The 18397-nt window shown below is 65.5% G+C and carries 14 protein-coding genes; 10 read left to right on the top strand and 4 right to left on the bottom strand.

Translation table 11 applies throughout. The annotated features are described in order from the left end of the window. Window positions 1–35: 35 nt before the first annotated feature. From B9Y86_RS07530 to B9Y86_RS07505, 6 genes are all read left to right on the top strand, one after another. Window positions 36–602 carry an ECF transporter S component gene (locus B9Y86_RS07530; RefSeq protein ID WP_085484573.1) on the top strand — a complete coding sequence of 189 codons (567 nt, stop codon included), beginning with the start codon at window positions 36–38 and terminating at the stop codon, window positions 600–602. Beyond that, window positions 599–2389, top strand: coding sequence for an ABC transporter ATP-binding protein (locus tag B9Y86_RS07525; RefSeq protein ID WP_244894676.1), 1791 nt, complete (start codon window positions 599–601; stop codon window positions 2387–2389). The genes B9Y86_RS07530 and B9Y86_RS07525 overlap by 4 nt, the downstream gene beginning before the upstream one ends. A gap of 17 nt (window positions 2390–2406) precedes the next feature. Beyond that, on the top strand, window positions 2407–3204 hold the full coding sequence (locus B9Y86_RS07520) for an energy-coupling factor transporter transmembrane component T family protein (RefSeq protein WP_085485322.1): 798 nt from the start codon (window positions 2407–2409) through the stop codon (window positions 3202–3204). Between the two features lie 114 nt (window positions 3205–3318). After that, window positions 3319–5055 carry an ABC transporter ATP-binding protein gene (locus tag B9Y86_RS07515; RefSeq protein WP_085484571.1) on the top strand — a complete coding sequence of 579 codons (1737 nt, stop codon included), beginning with the start codon at window positions 3319–3321 and terminating at the stop codon, window positions 5053–5055. Further along, window positions 5055–7103, top strand: coding sequence for an ABC transporter ATP-binding protein (locus B9Y86_RS07510; RefSeq protein WP_085484569.1), 2049 nt, complete (start codon window positions 5055–5057; stop codon window positions 7101–7103). Before B9Y86_RS07515 ends, B9Y86_RS07510 begins: the two co-directional genes overlap by 1 nt. Before the next feature lie 38 nt (window positions 7104–7141). Then, the gene (locus B9Y86_RS07505) at window positions 7142–7540 is read left to right on the top strand and encodes a VOC family protein (RefSeq protein WP_085484567.1); all 399 of its coding nucleotides are present in this window, start codon (window positions 7142–7144) and stop codon (window positions 7538–7540) included. Window positions 7541–7723: 183 nt separating this feature from the next. On the opposite strand, the gene B9Y86_RS07500 is transcribed toward B9Y86_RS07505, so the two are convergent. From B9Y86_RS07500 to B9Y86_RS07490, 3 genes are all read right to left on the bottom strand, one after another. Continuing rightward, window positions 7724–9922, bottom strand: a complete 2199-nt coding sequence (locus tag B9Y86_RS07500) for a DEAD/DEAH box helicase (protein WP_085484565.1) — start codon at window positions 9920–9922, stop codon at window positions 7724–7726. Between the two features lie 283 nt (window positions 9923–10205). Continuing rightward, window positions 10206–10430: a DUF805 domain-containing protein gene (locus tag B9Y86_RS07495; RefSeq protein ID WP_217809183.1), complete on the bottom strand. Its 225-nt coding sequence runs from the start codon at window positions 10428–10430 to the stop codon at window positions 10206–10208. A 136-nt stretch (window positions 10431–10566) separates the two neighbouring features. Then, window positions 10567–13782 (bottom strand): efflux RND transporter permease subunit, encoded by a 3216-nt coding sequence (locus B9Y86_RS07490; RefSeq protein ID WP_139824797.1) that lies wholly within the window; start codon window positions 13780–13782, stop codon window positions 10567–10569. Between the two features lie 156 nt (window positions 13783–13938). Between B9Y86_RS07490 and B9Y86_RS07485 the strand changes: the two genes are divergently transcribed. Next, window positions 13939–14295: a hypothetical protein gene (locus B9Y86_RS07485; protein WP_085484561.1), complete on the top strand. Its 357-nt coding sequence runs from the start codon at window positions 13939–13941 to the stop codon at window positions 14293–14295. Between the two features lie 18 nt (window positions 14296–14313). Here the strand turns inward: B9Y86_RS07485 and yczR are convergent, their stop codons facing one another. Further along, window positions 14314–15750 carry a MocR-like transcription factor YczR gene (gene yczR / locus B9Y86_RS07480; protein ID WP_085484559.1) on the bottom strand — a complete coding sequence of 479 codons (1437 nt, stop codon included), beginning with the start codon at window positions 15748–15750 and terminating at the stop codon, window positions 14314–14316. Between the two features lie 61 nt (window positions 15751–15811). On the opposite strand from yczR, the gene yczE reads away from it, so the two are divergent. The 3 genes from yczE to B9Y86_RS07460 all read left to right on the top strand — a co-directional run bounded on the left by yczE (window position 15812) and on the right by B9Y86_RS07460 (window position 18389). Beyond that, window positions 15812–16483, top strand: a complete 672-nt coding sequence (gene yczE / locus B9Y86_RS07475; protein ID WP_085484557.1) for a membrane protein YczE — start codon at window positions 15812–15814, stop codon at window positions 16481–16483. A 146-nt stretch (window positions 16484–16629) separates the two neighbouring features. After that, entirely contained in the window at window positions 16630–17553 is a 924-nt protein-coding gene (locus B9Y86_RS07470; RefSeq protein ID WP_139824796.1) for a hypothetical protein, read from the top strand. After that, window positions 17550–18389, top strand: coding sequence for a peptidylprolyl isomerase (locus tag B9Y86_RS07460; RefSeq protein WP_176223298.1), 840 nt, complete (start codon window positions 17550–17552; stop codon window positions 18387–18389). The genes B9Y86_RS07470 and B9Y86_RS07460 overlap by 4 nt, the downstream gene beginning before the upstream one ends. Window positions 18390–18397 lie beyond the last annotated feature (8 nt).

The raw sequence follows: 18397 nt of genomic DNA, 5'->3' as shown, positions 1-18397 counted from the left end.
GGTTATGCTGCCCTAAGCTGGGCTGTGGAGGTCTGATGAGAAACGTGAGCACGCGCCTGCTCCTGACATGCGCCGCGATCGGCGTTGCTGGCGGTCTCGTGTTCGCACTCAATGCCTGGATCGGCGGCACCGTCGCGGCGCTCGCTCCCCTCTTCTACGGGTTCACGATCGGCGTCTACTTCCTGCCCGGTGTTGTGGCCCAGTATGTGATCAGGCGTGGCGGAGTCGCGATTCTCACTGCGGCCATCGCCGGGCTCGTGACCGCGCCGCTTCAGCCCATCGGCTTCTGGGCGACTCTGATCGCGATCGCCATCGGTGCCTTCCAAGAGCTGCCCTTCCTCATCACGAGGTACCGTCGCTGGAACACCTGGCTCTTCATCGTGGGCGGCATCGTGGCAGGCATCGTCTGCGCCGCGGGCATGTATCGCACCCTCGCGAAAGACGCCCTCGACGCCGCCTCGGGAGCGATTCTCATGACCGGATACTTCGTCGCCCCCGTCGTCTTCACGGCGATCGCGGTGCTTCTCGGTGCAGCCCTCGTGCGCACGGGCGTGGCACGTGGACTGCGGGCAGAGCACACTCGCGTCACCCGCTCGGCGTGACCGACGACCGCGCCGAGCTCGCGCAGCCCCCGATCGAGGAGCGTCCCGCTCCGATCGTGAGCGTGCAGTCCGTTTCCATCCAGCACGACGGTCGCGCGGCATCCACGCCGAGTGACGTGACTTTCGACGTGGCACCCGGGGAGGTCGTGCTGATCCTCGGCCCATCGGGCTCCGGCAAGTCGACGCTCGCATTGGCGCTGAACGGACTCGTTCCCCACGCGGTGCCCGCCGAACTCACGGGCGTCGTGACCGTCGGTGGGATGCGCACGGCCGAGGCGACGGTCGCCCGGCTGAGCGAGCGGGTCGCCATGGTCTTCCAAGACCCCGACTCGCAGATGGTCACGGGAACACTGCTCGACGAGGTGGCATTCGGTCCTGAGAATCTGCTCGTCGGCCGCGACGAGGTTCTCGCGCGAGCCGAAGAGAGCCTGCGCCAGGTGGGGCTGTGGGAGCGTAGTGGCGACAACCCCGACGTCCTCTCGGGAGGAGGTCGCCAGCGGCTCGCCATCGCCTGCGCGCTCGCCATGAAGACACCGATTCTCGTTCTCGACGAACCGACGGCCAATCTCGACCCTGCCGGAATCGACGAGGTCTACGCGGTTCTTCGGCAGCTGGTCGACTCCGGCGAACACGCGATCGTTCTCGTCGAGCACAACCTCGATGCTGCGATCGAACTCGTCGACCGGGTCATCGTGCTCGACACACAGGGGCGACTGGCCATGCAGGGCCCGACCAGGCACATTCTCACCGGCCGGGTCGACGAACTCTTGAGCCTCGGCGTCTGGCTGCCCGTCGCACTGCTCGCAGCCCTGCGCCTCCGACGTGCGGGCGTCCCGATCGATCCACTGCCCCTCACCCCGCGCGAGCTGACGGCGTCGCTCGATGCCCAGGATGCCCTCCCCCCGTTGGCCACTCTGCGACCGCATTCCGCTGCCAACGCCTCAGGCCATGCCGCGGCCGGCCATGCTGCCGCCGGCCATGCCGAGCCGGCCGTGCGTGTGACCGGACTCGACCTCGATCGCGGGCGCACCCGCATCCTGAACGACATCGATCTCTCGATCGAGCGCGGCTCGTTCGTGGCGATCGTCGGCACGAACGGGGCGGGCAAGACCACGCTGCTGCAGGCGATTGCCGGGGTGATCCGCGCTCCGGCCGGTCGCATCCAGGTTCTGGGAATCGATCCTGCCAAGGCCGACGCTCGCACCCTGGCGCGCACCGTCGGATTCGTCTTCCAGAATCCGGAGCACCAGTTCATCAAAGGAACCGTCGCCGACGAGCTTGCGCACGGACCGCAGCTGCAGAAGATGGCCACCGACGACATCGAGGCGCGTGTCTCGAACATGCTCGACCGGTTCGGGCTGCAGGAACTGCGCGACGAGCATCCCTTTCTGCTGTCGGGCGGACAGAAGAGGCGACTCTCCGTCGGCACCGCACTCATCGACGGAGCGCCCCTGCTCGCCCTCGACGAGCCCACTTTCGGCCAAGACAGGGCGCGGGCATCCGAGCTGCTGACACTGCTCGACGCGCTCAACGCCGACGGCACGACCGTGCTGGTCGTGACCCACGACCTGCAGCTCGTCGCGGAGCACAGCAGCCACATTCTGGTTCTCGACTCAGGCAGGGTCGCGGCCTACGGCCCCACGGCGACGGTGCTCGCGTCAGGCGCCCTCGAGTCGGCCGGGCTGCGCACGCCGCCGCTCGCGCGAGCATTTCGCGAGGTCGTGCGTCATCCGACCTGGCGCGCCGTCACCCGCCTCGCCGATCTGCCGGCCGGGGCGCCATCGTGAGCCCGGCAACCGCATCCGTGACACGCCAGATCGCCGATCCGTACGCGGCGCCGCCCGACTACGGGCCCATCCGCTTTCTGCACCGCCTCAATCCCCTGTCGAAGATCGCTGCCCCGCTGCCCGCCATGGCCCTGCTTCTCTTCACCCGAGACATCGCGACGCCGCTGATCTTCTGCGTCGTCACCCTCGTCATGCTCGTGATCGGTGCGCATCTGCGGGCTCGCACACTCCTCGTGCTCCTGGTCGGTATGCCGCTCATCGTCGCGGTGATGTCTGTGAGCTTCGGCATCTGGACGGACCCGGCCCGCGTCGGCGACTCCCCCGTTCTCATCGAGGCCGGGCCTGTGCTCTTCACCGTCGGCGCCTGGCTCGTCGGTCTGGCCACGGCACTCCGACTCACGGCGATCGTGCTTCTCGCCCTTGTCGGCGGATTGACCTCGACGGGCCCCGATCTGGTGCGCTCTCTCGTGCAACAGCTCCGTGTGCCCTACCGGCTGGGCTATACCGCGCTCGCCGCGTTCCGCTTCGTGCCGCGCTTCAGGCACGAGCTCGACGTGATCAGGCAGGCGCACCGCGTTCGTGGCATCTCGGATGGGCGGGGCCCGATAGCGTGGGTCGCGCGCACGGCCGGCTACGTCGTTCCCCTGCTGGCGGGCGCCATCAGGCATGCAGAGCGGGTCGCGCTCGCCATGGACTCGCGGGCATTCGGCGCACACTCCACCCGCACCGAGCGCTATACGATCGCGTTCCGTGCGAGAGACTGGGTCTTCATCGCCGTCTTCTGGGCACTGACCGCGCTTGTCGTCATGCTGTGACCAAGCCGCTCTTGTGAATTGTTCCAAGTAGGAATACCGTTCTCATCGAGCGTCACCGGTGCCTCCTACGATTGACGCACACAGCTTCGCTCGTCGTCATCGTGAGGAATCCCCGTGCAACTCGTCCGCCTCATCCTCCACCACCTCAAGCCCTACACGGGCTGGGTCGTGGCCGTCGTCGTCTTCCAATTCGTCTCCACCCTCGCTGCGCTCTACCTGCCCAGCCTCAATGCCCAGATCATCGACAAGGGCGTCTCGACCGGCGACACCGATTTCATCTGGTCGACCGGCATGACCATGATCGTCGCCTGCCTCGTTCAGGTGGTCACGGCCATCGCGGGCATCTATTTCGGCGCCCGTGTTGCCATGGCGGTGGGCCGCGACCTTCGGCGTGAGATCTACCGCAAGGTCGATTCGCTCGGAGCCATCGACGTGGCGAAGTTCGGCACGGCCACGCTCATCACCCGCGGCACGAACGACGTGCAGCAGGTGCAGATGCTGGTTCTGATGATGCTCAACTTCATGGTGTCGACGCCCATCATGTGCATCGGCGGAATCATCTTCGCCCTTCGCGAAGACGCGGGCCTCTCGTGGCTCGTCTGGGTCTCGGTGCCTCTGCTGTTCATCATCGTCGGGTTCCTCGTCTTCCTCCTCCTTCCACTGTTCCGGCTCATGCAAGACCGCATCGATGGCATCAACAGCGTGCTGCGCGAGCAGATCATGGGCATCCGCGTGGTGCGGGCTTTCGTGCGCGAGCCGTTCGAATCCGAGCGCTACCAGCGCGCCAACGAGGCCATCACCGTGGTCTCGATCAAGGTCGGCAACATCTTCGTACTGATGTTCCCCGTCATCACGATGGTCCTCCATCTCGCCACCGCCGCCGTGCTCTGGTTCGGTGGGCAGCGGGTCGACGCGGGCGAGATCCAGGTGGGCTCGCTCACCGCATTCCTCCAGTACCTGCTGCAGATCCTCACCGCCGTCATGATGGGCGTCTTCATGGTGATGATGATCCCCCGAGCCGTCGTCTGCGCCGAGCGCATCACCGAGGTGCTCTCGACCGATCCGAGCATGGCCGTGCCTGCTCAGCCCGCGCCGCGGGTCCCCACGGCCGGTCGGGTCGAGTTCACCGACGTGACGTTCGGCTACCCGGGCGCCGAGCGCCCAGTGCTCGATCGCGTTTCGTTCGTCGCCGAGCCGGGCAAGACCACCGCGATCGTCGGCTCGACCGGAGCGGGCAAGACCACGATGCTCAACCTGATTCCCCGCCTCTACGACGCGCAGGCGGGCAGCATCACCATCGACGGCATTCCCGTCGCCGGCCTCGACCGCCGCCAGATCGCCCATCTCGTCGGGCTGGTGCCGCAGAAGCCCTATCTGTTCTCTGGAACCATCGCATCCAATCTGCGATTCGGTCGACCCGACGCGACAGACGACGATCTGTGGCGGGCTCTGCGCGTGGCCCAGGGCGAAGACTTCGTGAGAGCCAAGGAGAAGGGTCTCGGCGATCCGATCTCGCAGGGCGGAACAAACGTGTCCGGCGGGCAGCGGCAGCGACTCTGCATAGCCAGGGCGCTCGTGGCCGATCCGCAGGTGTACCTGTTCGACGATTCCTTCTCGGCGCTCGACGTCGCAACGGATGCGCGACTGCGGGAGGCCCTGTTCCAGGCCACGCAGGGCGCGACCGTGATCATCGTGGCCCAGCGCATCTCGACCATCAGATCGGCAGACCAGATCCTCGTCGTCAACGATGGCGCGATCGTGGCCCGAGGCACGCACGACGAGCTGCTCGACGAGAGCGAGACGTATCGCGAAATCGTCGGATCGCAGATGAGCATCGAGGGGGTTGCCTGATGGCCCGCAAGACGAAGAAGAACCAGGCTGCCGACGAGACCCCCACTGTCATCGACGAGCTCGAAGGCGACGCGTACGAAAGAGACTTCGTGCCTACCGAGGCCGACGGCGACATGTTCGGCGGTGCGCCGGCGAAGAAGGCCCAGCAGTTCTGGCCGTCGGCCAAGCGTCTCATGGGGCTTCTCGGGCCCGAGCGGGTCAAGATGAGCATCGTCGTGGGCCTTGTCGTCATCTCTGTCGTTCTCACCGTAATCGCGCCCAAGATTCTCGGCCAGGCCGTCGACACCATCTTCAACGGAGTCATCGGATCTCAGCTGCCCGCAGGGGTGCCGCTCGCCCAGATCGTCGCCGAGACCAGGGCCTCCGGCAACAACGACTTCGCCGACCTGCTCGAGAAGTCCACCATCGTTCCCGGCCAGGGCATCGACTTCATCGTTCTGGGGCGACTGATCATCGTCGTGCTGCTGATGTATATCGTCGCCTCTGCTCTCAACTGGGCACAGGGCTACGTGCTCAACGGACTGGTCATGCGGGTGGTCTTCCGGCTGCGTCAAGACATCGAGGTGAAGCTCAACAAGCTTCCGCTCAGCTACTTCGATTCCCGGCAGCGCGGCGACACCATGTCGAGAGTCACGAACGACGTCGACAACATCCAGGCCGCGCTGCAACAGGCGTTCTCGCAGCTCGTGCAATCGGCTCTCACCGTGATCGGCATCGTCATCGTCATGTTCATCGTGTCGTGGCAGCTGGCGCTGATCGCATTGATCGCCCTGCCGCTGTCTGCGGTGATCGCCGGTGTCATCGGTGCACGTTCACAGAAGCTCTTCGCCGCTCAGTGGAAGAACACGGGCGCCTTGAACGGGCACATCGAGGAGTCATTCTCGGGCCTCGAGCTCGTGCGTGTGTTCGGGCGCGACAAAGAGATGATCGCCGAGTTCGACGAGCGTAACGAGAAGCTCTACAACGCATCATTCGGCGCGCAGTTCGTCTCGGGCATGATCATGCCCGCCATGACCTTCGTCTCGTATCTGTCGTACGTTCTCATCGCCGTGGTCGGAGGGCTGCGCGTCGCATCCGGGCAAATGACCCTCGGTGACGCGACAGCATTCATCCAGTACTCGCGCGAGTTCTCGCAGCCCCTCGGCCAGATCGCCGGCATGGCGAACATGCTGCAGTCGGGTGTGGCCTCGGCCGAACGCACATTCGAGCTCCTCGACGCCGACGAGCAGCAGCCCGACGAGGTCACGGCCGAATTGCCGATCCGCACAGACGGCCATGTTCGTTTCGACGACGTCTCGTTCAGCTACGACCCCGAGAAGCCGCTGATTGAGTCGCTCTCGCTCGAGGCCAAGCCTGGTCAGACTGTCGCGATCGTCGGCCCGACCGGAGCCGGCAAGACGACTCTGGTCAATCTCGTGATGCGCTTCTACGAGCTGACAGGCGGGCGCATCCTGCTCGACGGTGTCGACATCACCCGGCTTTCTCGTGGCACTCTGCGTTCTCGCGTCGGAATGGTTCTCCAAGATGCATGGCTGTTCGAGGGCACGATCCGCGAGAACATCCGCTACGGGCGTCTCGATGCCACAGACGACGAGGTAGTCGAGGCGGCCAAGGCCACCATGGTCGACCGTTTCGTGCGTCAGTTACCCCTCGGCTACGACACGGTGCTCGACGCCGACGGTGGCAGCGTCTCGGCAGGAGAACGACAGCTCATCACCATCGCCCGCGCGTTCATCGCCAACCCGTCGCTGCTCATTCTCGACGAGGCCACCTCGTCGGTCGACACTCGCACCGAACTTCTCGTACAGCACGCCATGGCCGCCCTGCGCACCGATCGCACGTCGTTCGTGATCGCGCACCGGCTCTCCACCATCCGCGATGCAGACACGATCCTGGTGATGCAGAGTGGTCGCATCGTCGAGCAGGGCAACCACGACGAACTCCTCGAGGCCCATGGCGCCTACTACACGCTATACATGACTCAGTTCCGCGGCGAAGAGATCGACGACCCCGCCCCTCACGAGGGCCAATCGCCCGCTGCTCCCTGAGCCTGTCGAGGGGAACCAACAGAAGGGACGGCTCAGATATGGACTGGACACTCGAAGTGATCGTGCTGCCTGTCGCAGACGTCGAACGTTCGATCGCGTTCTACCGCGACCAACTCGGCTTCACTCTCGACCACGATACGCAGACGCCGCAAATGCGGGTAGTGCAGCTCACTCCGCGAGGATCGGGCTGCTCGATCGTTCTGGGCATGTCGCAGATGAAGCCCGGTTCGATGAATGGCCTGCAGCTCGTCGTGTCAGATGCCGATGCCGCCCGGGCGGAGCTTCTCTCTCGTGGCGTCGAGGTCAGCGAGCTCAGCATCTTCGACGCAGAGCGCGACGGCGGTACGTTCTTCTTCTTCGACGATCCCGACGGCAACAGCTGGGCAGTGCAAGAGATGAAGATCCGCGCCGATAAGCCGCTCATCCCCCGGGCGTAGCGTCCGCTTGGCGCATAACTGTCTCACTTCGCGATTGTGGGTCGATATGCGCCACGTCGATCGGCGGATGGGCCCGCGGCCGCAGCAACAACGACGAAGCGCCCTCGTCCCTGACGGGAGGAGGGCGCTTCGCGTTGCCGCTGTGGCAGGTATTACCGCGTGCTCATTACTGCGAGCGAGTGATTAGACGCTGCGCAGGTCGTCGAGCAGCTGGTCGCCCGGACGGACGTTCACCGTGTTCGCGCGAATCTCTGCGCGGCCGAGCAGCTCATCCATACGACGCTGGCGCGAACGGTTGATGAGCGTGATGACCATGCCCTTCTTGCCCGCGCGGCCGGTGCGGCCGGAGCGGTGCAGGTAGGTCTTGTACTCGTCGGGCGCGTCGGCCTGGATGACCAGGTTGATGTCGTCGACGTGGATTCCGCGAGCAGCGACGTCGGTTGCGACGAGCACGTTGACCCGGCCGCTGGTGAGCAGCTGGAGGTTGCGAGTGCGGCGTGACTGGTTGAGGTCACCGTGCAGGCTGGTGGCGGGGATACCGGCGTCGTCGAGCTGGTCGGCCAGCTCTTCGGCGAAGGCACGGGTACGGGCGAAGACCAGGGTCTTGCCGGGGCCCGAGGCCAGCTGCTGGATGATCTCGCGCTTGTCGCGCTGCTCGATGAGCAGCACGCGGTGGTCGATCGTGGAGGAAGCCTGGTCTTCACCGGCGACCTCGTGCACTGCCGGGTTCACGAGGAACTCGTTGACCAGCTGGGCCACGCCCTTGTCGAGCGTTGCCGAGAACAGCAGACGCTGTCCGCCATCGGCGACCAGACGCAGGATGCGCTGCACCGGCTCGAGGAAGCCCAGGTCGCACATGTGGTCGGCCTCGTCGAGCACCGTGATGGTGACCTTGGAGAGGTCGAGACGACCCTGCTCCACGAGGTCTTCGAGACGGCCGGGAGTCGCGATGATGATGTCGGTTCCGCGCTGCAGAGCCGAGACCTGCTTGAACTGCGGCACGCCTCCGAACACCGTGGTGGTGTTCAGGCCGACGGCGCGAGCGATGGGCTGCACCGTGCGGTCGATCTGCATGGCGAGCTCACGGGTCGGAGCAAGGATGAGGGCGCGGGGAAGGCGACCGGGCTTGCGGCCCTTCGCTCCACCGTTCTCCATAAGACGCTCGACGACGGGTGCACCGAAGGCGATGGTCTTGCCGGAGCCGGTCTTGCCGCGACCGAGCACATCTTTTCCGGCGAGAACGTCGGGGATGGTCGCAGCCTGGATCGGGAACGGGCTGAGGGCACCCATCGACTGCAGCTGGCGCTCGATGTTGTCTCCGAGACCGAGGTCCTTGAACGAGACACCTTCGACCTCGACGGCGGTCGTGGCCTGGGCCTCGAGGCGCTCCAGCACGACATCGTCTACCGGCGCGTGTCCGGCGCTGGGACGGTCGTCGCGCTTCGGGTAGAAGTCGGATCCGCGGTCGTTGCTGCGCTGCGGGCGGTCACCGTAGGAGGGACGCTCGGTGCGCGCCGGACGGTCACCGTAGGACGGGCGCTCGGTGCGAGCCGGACGGTCACCATAAGAAGGGCGGTCATTGCTGCGCTGCGGACGGTCACCATACGACGGACGCTCAGAACGCTGCGGGCGGTCACCGTAGGACGGACGCTCCGTGCGAGCAGACCGGTCACCATACGAGGGACGCTCTGTGCGATCGCCGTAGGACGGACGCTCGGAACGCTGCGGACGATCGCCATACGACGGACGCTCGGTGCGCGCCGGACGGTCGCCATACGAAGGGCGGTCATTGCTGCGCTGCGGACGATCACCGTACGAAGGACGCTCGGAACGCTGCGGGCGGTCGCCGTACGACGGACGCTCGGAACGCTGCGGGCGGTCGCCGTACGACGGACGCTCGGTGCGAGCAGACCGGTCACCGTACGACGGGCGGTCGTTGCTGCGCTGGGGACGGTCGCCATACGACGGACGGTCGTTGCTGCGCTGCGGACGGTCACCGTAGGACGGGCGCTCGGTGCGGTCACCGTAGGAAGGACGCTCTGAACGCTGCGGGCGATCACCGTACGACGGACGCTCGGTGCGAGCAGACCGGTCACCATACGAGGGACGGTCGTTGCTACGCTGCGGGCGGTCACCATACGACGGACGCTCAGAACGCTGCGGGCGATCGCCATACGACGGGCGCTCACTGTTGCTGTATGCCGGGCGCTCAGAGGAGCGCGCTGCACGCTCGTCGGCGTTCCAGCGGGCCTTCTTGGGGGCGCCGGATGCGGGGGCGGCCTGGTAGCCGCGGTGTCCGGGCGACTTGCTGCCGGACTTCGAGCCGTTCGGCACGTAGTTCTTGGCAGGCTTGAAGCCGCCGGATTTGTTGGTTTTAGGCATGGTACTTTCCGGGTTTTATTAGATTGCATGGCAAAACGACAACCGGAATTGGTTGTAACTTCGCTAGAACCCGGAATATCTTCAGTCCGGGGCCGTGTCATACGTTGACAATTCCTTGTGAGCAACGGGGATATTCGTATACGACACGAATGACCGCTGGCCAGCGCGTCCATACGCTGACAAAGGAAAACCGGCCCACCAGACTTACAAACCCTTCCGCGACAGAATCGCGGTGTCTAGAGCCGACTTGTAAACGTTACACGCCGGCCGCGCCTTTGTCACGCTATCGATCGAAGCGCGCGCCCTCGGGCACCGACAGTCGCACGGCCAAGATCAGCACGATCAGTCCGTTGACGAGCGGCACGAACACGAGAAATGCGAAGAAGCCCGACAGATTGCTGTCGTGCAGGCGGCGAACAAAGAGAGCGATCGTCGGCACCGCTGAGACGAGCAAGAACAGCCACGGCAGAGCAAAACAAATATAAAAGCCGATCCGGGGTGGTTCCACGGTTCCGTCGGCGGCTACCTGGCCCGCGTGATGGGCATCGTGGATTCACACAACCGCGCGCAAGGCGCGACCTTGTGGGAGTCCACGATGAATCATACGAGACACGTCGCACGTCGCGACAGAACACAGTCGCCTGTTACGCGACACGTCCTTCTTCGCGTTCTATACGCCGCGCCTTGCGCCGCTCGAGTGCGCCGTAGACCACGGAGTACAGCACCGGCAGAACGAGCAGCGTGAGCACCGTCGACGAGACCAGCCCACCGATGACGACGAGCGCGAGCGGCTGCGAGATGAAACCGCCGTGACCTGTGAGCCCGACCGCCATGGGCAGGAGCGCGAAGATCGTGGCCAACGCCGTCATCAGAATGGGCCGAAGTCGGCGGCTCGCGCCATCGATCAGAGCCTCGCGCACAGAGCGCCCCTTCTCGCGATACTGGTTCACGAGGTCGATGAGAACAATGGCATTGGTCACGACGATTCCGATGAGCATGAGCACACCGATGATCGAGGGCACGCCGAGCGGGATACCGGACACGAGCTGCAGGATGATCGCGCCGGTTGCCGCAAACGGCACCGACACGAGCAGCAGGAGCGGCTGCAGCAGACTGCGGAACGTCGCGACCATCACCACATACACAATCAGGATGGCGACGAGCAGCGCGATTCCGAGCTGGCTGAACGCATCTCCCTGGTCGCTGGTCACCCCGCCGAGAGTAGCGGTCGCTCCGGCGGGGAGCTTGGTGTCGTTGACAGCCGCCTGCACCTCCGCGCTCGCCGTACCGAGGTTGTCGCTCGCCGGCGTCGCCGTGATGGTGGCGGTACGCACACCCTTGACCGTCGTGATCGATGCCGGCCCGTCGACCGTCTCGACCTTCGCGACCGAGTCGAGGCGAACCAATCCCGCCGCGCTGGGAATCTGCAGCCCAGCGAGGTCTGCGACCGTCGCCGGCGAGGTCTGCGATTGGATGTACATCGTGTAGCTGGTGTCGTCGATGAAGATCGTGCCGAGAGTCTGCGGCTGCATCGCCTGCGACACGATTCCGCCCACGACGGTCTCGCTGAGTCCCGCCTCCGTCGCTTTGACCCTGTCGACGGTGACGGCGATATAGGGCCGCGAGTTGCTGAGATTGCTCTCGCTCTGTGTGATCGCGTCGAGCTTCGAGACCTTGGCCAGAATGGCATCGGATGCCGTCTGCAGGTCGGCCGCGCTGGTCGCGGTCACGTCGATGGCGATGTCGCTCGATGTTCCGAATCCGGCCGAGGCCGCCACCTGGATGTCACCGGCGTCGCTGGTCTTCTCGAGCGTCGTGCGAACGGTCTCGGCGAGGGCGTCTTGATCGGCACTCTCGTCGGTGGTGATCGAGTAGGTGATCGCTCCGGCTCCGCCGCCGACGAAGGCGTCTCGAAGCGCGGAACCGCTCGAGCCGATGCTGAGCTGCACGGTCGTGATGCCCTTGATGCCGAGCAGCGCCTTCTCGACCGACTGTGCGGCCGTGTTCTGCGCATCCAGACTCGTGCCGACGGGCACCGTCTGCGTGACAGTCAGGGTGTTCTGCCCGCTCGACCCGAGAAAGTTCGTCTTCATGAACGGGGTCAGGCCGAGAGTGAGCAGCAGCAGCAGTGTCGCCGACACGAGCGTGATGACCGGTCGCTTCAGCGTGCCCTCGAGAATCGGCAGGTAGCGCTTCTGCAGCGCAGACGGCTTCTCCTCCTCGATGACCAACTGTTCCTGCCGCCTGGCGCGGCGCGACTCGAGCCCTGTGGCAGCGTCGACCGGCACGACGGGAGCGGATGCGATGTCGTGCGCGTGTGTCTTCGTCTTGCGTGAGCGGAGGAACCAGTAGGCGAGCACGGGCACGATCGTGAGCGCCACGATGAGGGAGGCCAGCAGCGCGATGGTGACCGTCAGAGCGAACGGCCGGAACAACTCGCCTGTCGTCCCCTCGACGAACGAGATCGGAAGGAACACGGCGACGGTCGTGATCGTCGACGCGGTGATGGCACCGGCCACCTCGCGAACGGCCTCGACGATGATGGCGGCTCTCGCCGCGCCCGCCCGGTCGGTGCCGCCCTGCATGCGGGCCACTCCCTCGGGCGACGCCAGATGCCTTCGAATGTTCTCGATCACGACGATGGAGTCGTCGACCACTCGTCCGATGGCGATCGTGAGCGCACCGAGGGTGAGGATGTTGAGCGAGTACCCCGCGGTCTGCAGACCGATGAAGGTGATGAGCAACGAGGTGGGAATCGAGATCGCGGTCACGAGCGTCGACCGGATCGACAACAGGAACACGAGGATCACCACGACGGCGAAGAAGAGACCGAGCAGGCCCTCTTCGGTGAGCGCCTGAATCGACTGCTGAATGTAGGGGGCCTGGTCGAATACCACCGTGAAGGTGGCGCCGTCGAGAGCGGTCTTGAGCTTGGGCAGCAGGTCTTGAACGGCGTTCGACACCTCGACCGTGTTCGCCGCGGGCAGCTTCGTGATGGCGATGGTGAGGGCGGGTTTGCCGTCGACCCTCGAGATCGAGGTGACGGGGTTGTCTGTCAGCGCGACCGACGCCACATCGGCGATCGTGTAGACGCCACCCTCCGGCTTCGGCGCTCCCCCGAGCGGCAGGCCCTGGATGTCCGCGACGCTCGTGAGCTTCGTTCCGGCCTGCACAGAGAGGGTCTTGTCATTCTCTGTGAGCGAGCCGGCCGGAATCAGGAGCCCGTTGTTCTTGACGGCATCCCGGATCGCCTGGGTCGACAGTCCGGCCGAGGCCAGCTTCGCCGGATCGGGCGTGATCGTCACCCGTTGACCGATGTCGCCCACCAGTTGCGCGTCACGAACACCCGCCACGTCGGTGATATCAGGAAGAGTGTTAGCCCGAAGCAGTGCCGCGAGCGCTTTGGTATCGGTGGTGCCATCCGCCGGAGTCACAGCGATCTGCACGACCGGGAAGTCGTCGATTCCACCCGACAAGACCTGAGGATCGAGGTCTTCGGGCAGGCTCGACTTGATGCGGTTGATCGCCTGGTTGATCTTCTGCTCGGCGGTCGCGAGGTTGGTGCCGTAGGTGAAGGTGGCGCTGATGATCGAGAGATTCGTACTCGATGTCGCGGTGGTGGTCTCGATGCCGGCCACGCCCTGAATGGCGGTCTCTATCGGAACGGATACATCGTCGTTGACGACCTCGGGCGATGCTCCGGGATAGTTCGTCAGCACGGCGAGCTGCGGAAACTCGATCGACGGGATGAGCTCCTGCTTCAAGCTCGTCAGCGCCAGACCGCCGAAGACGGCCGCCACAATGGTGACGAGCGCGATCAACGCACGGTTCTTCATGCTGAGAATGGCGAGAAAATGCACAGGGGTACCTTCTGTCGAGCGGCGCAGCGACCGTTTCGCTTAGTCAACTATGACATCCGGCCTCGGGGTGGCCGCACTCGCGAGGCCATGCTTACGGCGAACAGCCCAGCAATGCAAGGCGTTGTGACTCGAGATCATCCCCGCCAGTATCGGAACATGAAACGTATCCTCTACAGCGGCGGCGGCGTCGTTACCGGCGACCAAGTGGCGGATGCCATCCTCGAGTACGCAAGTGAGCTCGCCCGACAGGAATCCAGCGACACGCTGGACGTGCCCAGCATCAATGACGCGGGCCAGCTCGTCCACACCCAATTGCTGCTCGGCCCTGCCAGCCAGTTCATCGTCGAAGAGGTCGAGACCCCGATCGAAGACCCGGTAGACCCAGAACTCGTGGATAAGATCCGCGAGAGGACCAGCCACCTGCAGGCACCCAAGCCCGTGGCGTCGAGCAACACCTCGGACTACCCCGATCTCGACGAACCCACCGAAGTACCTGACCCGCCGCTGGCCTGATCCGCGTGGCCTGACGCGTCAGGCCACGTCGCCGAACGCCTGCGCACCGGGAACCGGATTGCGCATGATCGCCTGCCAGGCCCGGCCGAGCGCATCCATGCCCTGTTCGAGTTGCGCGATCGGGCAGCCGAGCGGGATGCGCAGAAATCGCTCGAGGGCCCCGTCGAGCCCGAATCGCGGCCCGGCCGTGATGAGGAGCCCTTCGGCTCGCGCCGCGAGCGCGAGCTGAGACGACACGGGAGACCCGAGCGCCACCCAGCTCGCGATGCCGCCGACCACAGGCGGTGCGCTCCATTCCGGAAAGCCGGTGGCGACGAGCTGCTGCAGGCGATCGCGCCCGGCCCGAAGCTGCTCGCGACGACCCTCGAGAATCGCCGGCATGTCGTCGAGCATGCGCGTGACGATGAGCTGCTCGAGAACCGGCGTGCCGAGATCACTGGCCGGTCGGGCCGCCGCCAGGGTTCGGATGAGCCCGGGTTCCGCGCGGATCCAGCCCACACGCAGGCCGTCCCAGATGGTCTTGCCGACAGAGCCGATAGAGACCACGCTGCGTTCGTCTCCCGGCGTCGCGTAGGCGGCGAACGGAAGATAACTGCCCTCGCGGTCGATATCGAGTTCGCCCGAGGTCTCGTCGATGAGCAGCGTCGTTCCCGCTCGCATCGCCTGATCTATGGTGCGTTCGCGGAGTTCGTCGGACATCGACTCGCCGGTGGGGTTGTGAAAGTCGGGCATGAGGTAGCCCACAGCGGGAGTCGTTCGGCGCATGAGCTGCTCGAGCGCCGACTCGTCCCACCCCTCGCCCGGCGTGACGCTCACCGGCACGAGTCGTGCCCCGGCCAGGGCGAGGGCCTCGTACGCGTGCGGATAGCTCGGCAACTCGACGAGAGCCCGATCGCCGCGGCTGAGCAGCACCCGCGACAGCAGGGCGATGGCGGCCTGCGCACCCGTGGTTACGAGGATCTGCTCTCTGCTCGTCGGCAGCCCCCGCGCCGTGTAGCGTGCAGCGACGGCATCGCGCAGCTCCGGTATTCCCTCGAAGTTGTAGCCCGGGCCTTGCAGATAACGACCGAAGTCGTCCATCGACTGCTGCGTCGCCAGGGCGATGCCCGGGCTCGCCGGCATGACCGCCTTCGTGAAATCGAGAAACCCTCCTTCTGCGTCGACGGCGAGGTGTGCCCGGCCGGGTACTCGGGTGACGCTGCCCGAGCCTCTGACGCTCGTGGTGTAGCCGCCCTCGCGCAGTTCGCGATAGGCGCTGGTGACCAAGGTGCGACTCACCTCGAGCGCCTGCGCCAGCTCGCGTTCGGCGGGGAGCCTCGTGCCGGCGGGGATGCGGCCGTCGAGAACGAGAAGGCGGATGCGGTCGAACAGCGCTTGATACAGCGGCCCACCACCGTCTTTCCAGTCGCCGAGCAGCGAACGTAGTGCGCGTGTGCCGAGAAGAGCATCAGACATGAAACCACTTTAGCGAGATTGGCTTCTTGATCCAGGGCCAATTCTGCAATTGGATGCATGAATGACCTTTTCGTTCGCTCGTCGTCTCGCTCGCCTCATCACCGGTCTCGCGTTGTACGCCTTCGCCGACGCCCTGATGATCCGAGCCGCTCTCGGAGTCGACCCGTGGACTGTCTTCGCTCAGGGCCTCATGGCTCAGACGGGCCTCGGCTACGGCCTGCTCACGAACATCATCGGCGCGCTCGTGCTTCTGCTGTGGATCCCACTGAGGCAGAGGCCCGGACTCGGCACCGTACTGAACGTGCTGCTCATCGGACCCATCATCGAGCTGAGCGTGTGGCTCCTGCCGTCGATGCCGAACGTATGGGCCCAGGCGGGCATGTTCGCCGCTGGGCTCGTGCTACTCGCCGTCGCGAGCGGCATCTACATCGGCGCCCAGATGGGGCCGGGGCCGCGCGACGGGCTGATGACCGGCATCCACAATCGTCTCGGATGGCCGATCTGGGTAGGCCGCTTCGGCGTCGAGGCCACGGTGCTGCTCATCGGCTGGCTGCTGGGCGGCAATGTCGGCCTGGGAACGCTCGCGTTCGCGCTGCTCATCGGCCCGCTCTGCAACATCACTCTCCCCTTGATGGGCGTGCGTCGGCCCGCGATCAAAGGCGCGCACGGCGCCAACCCAGAGCAATCGACTGAGGTGCCGCTCTCCGATCGACTCGGGTCGGCCACCCACTAGACTCCCCTGAGAAGGGGTGATGGTTGCCCTCCTGAGACGGAAATCCTGTTCTGTCCGACGACGAGTTGAGGCGACATGTCTGGACCAATTCGAGTCAGCACTGACGGTATGAGCTGGCCGACCGGCGCACGTATGGCGGCCTCATCGTGACTCCCGACTCACGTGCTTCCGAGCCTGCGCCGTCATTCGAGATGCTCGCCCTGCGCGCGCGCATCTTCACGGTGGCCTTCTGGGTCGCCGTCATTCTGATCGGCATCGCGATCCTCGCCTTAGCCCCGTCGCGCACGAACCTGATATTCATGTTCGGCGGCACATCACTGGCCGCGGCCATATGGTTGCTCGCCTACACCGCCCTGCAGCAGGACGCAGCCGCCGCGTGGTACCGCGACACGTTCAATTCCGATCCTCTCCTCGCGCTTCGCACCATCGATGTCGGGTATCTCTCAGAGATCATCACGACGCAGTCGATGCGCCGGTTCGCGACCGTCCGCCTTGTCACCACTCGTTTTCCCCTCTTTCCGGGCTCTGCCAGTGTCGACATCGTTCACCGCGTCGCGGGCTTGCGCGATGATCCGGATGCTGTCGGGGCGTTTGCGGGAACCGACGCAGCGGCACACTTCGAGCCGATCGATCATGGCGGTTTCTCCCGTCGCCTCGAACGGCTCTCACCGTCGGCGTTGACGGCCCTGGGCTGGGTTCTCGCGATCGTCGGCGTGGCCCTCGCCGCGTTAGGCCTCGTCGTGGCGCTGACGTCAGACGACAGTGGTCCAAGCCTGATCGCCGCGTGGCTCTGCTTCATCGTGGGCGTTATGCTCGCGGCCAGCAGGGGAGGTCTGGTGCTGCCGGCACGCCGTGCGTCGTGGGCTCGACAGATGGGCGGCCCATCGGCCGCCAGGCTACTCAGCGAGGCCGGAGCGCCCCTTCGCGAGCGAATTCTTGCCGCGCTGCAACGGACGCCTGGCGTCCAGTCCGCCGTCGATGTCGTGCAGCGCTCCTACCCTCTGGCGACCGCATGGGATGCTGTTGCTCTGGTTCGCTACGCCCGTTCCACCACAGAGGAGTCCCGATGACCAACCCGTACCGGCCAGGTAACACCCGCACCGACCCCCTGGCGATCGTCTCGCTCGTCTCGGCCTTCTTCCTCTCGCTGGCGGCCGTCATCACCGGCCACATCGCGCTGCACCGGATCAAGCGCACCGGCGACAAGGGACGCGGGCTCGCTATAGCGGGCGTCGTCATCGGGTACGCGGGCCTCGTCGCCGGAGCGATCACGATCGTGCTGGTCATCACGAGCCTGTCTGGCATCGGCGACCAGATCCAGGACAACGAGCGCGACCCGTCGTCATCGTCGACCGAGGCTCCGTCGACGAGCGCGGTCGACGGCGCCCCGTCTCCCTCACTCGCCGAGAACCGCGACTGGACGGGCACCATCACGATCAATGGTCAGGACGTCGGCGTCACGCTCGACGGAGCCGCCGCTCCGCAGGCCGTGTCGTCGTTCCTCTCGCTCAGCGACGACGGCTTCTTCGACGGCACCTCATGTCACCGGCTGGTGACCGAGGGCATCTACGTGCTGCAGTGCGGCGACCCCACGGGCACAGGAACGGGCGGCCCGGGATACTCGTACGGCCCCATCGAGAACGCCCCGAAAGACGACGTCTACCCTGCCGGCACCCTCGCGATGGCGCGCATCGGCGGCGACGGCGAGAGCATGGGCAGCCAGTTCTTCATCGTCTACGCCGATTCGACGATCCCCTCGGATGCCGCGGGCGGCTACACGGTGCTCGGCACCATCACCAGCGGACTCGACGTGGTCACCAAAATCGCCGATGACGGCACCAAGAGCGGCGCCAGCGACGGAAAGCCTGCCGACCCCGCCGTGATCGACGGGGTCAGCTTGAAGTAGGCGTCAGA

Source organism: Agreia pratensis (genome assembly GCF_900177685.1).
Lineage (GTDB): Bacteria > Actinomycetota > Actinomycetes > Actinomycetales > Microbacteriaceae > Agreia > Agreia pratensis.
The sequence above is the reverse complement of the archived record's forward strand: the minus strand, read 5'-3'. Positions and strand labels throughout refer to the sequence as shown.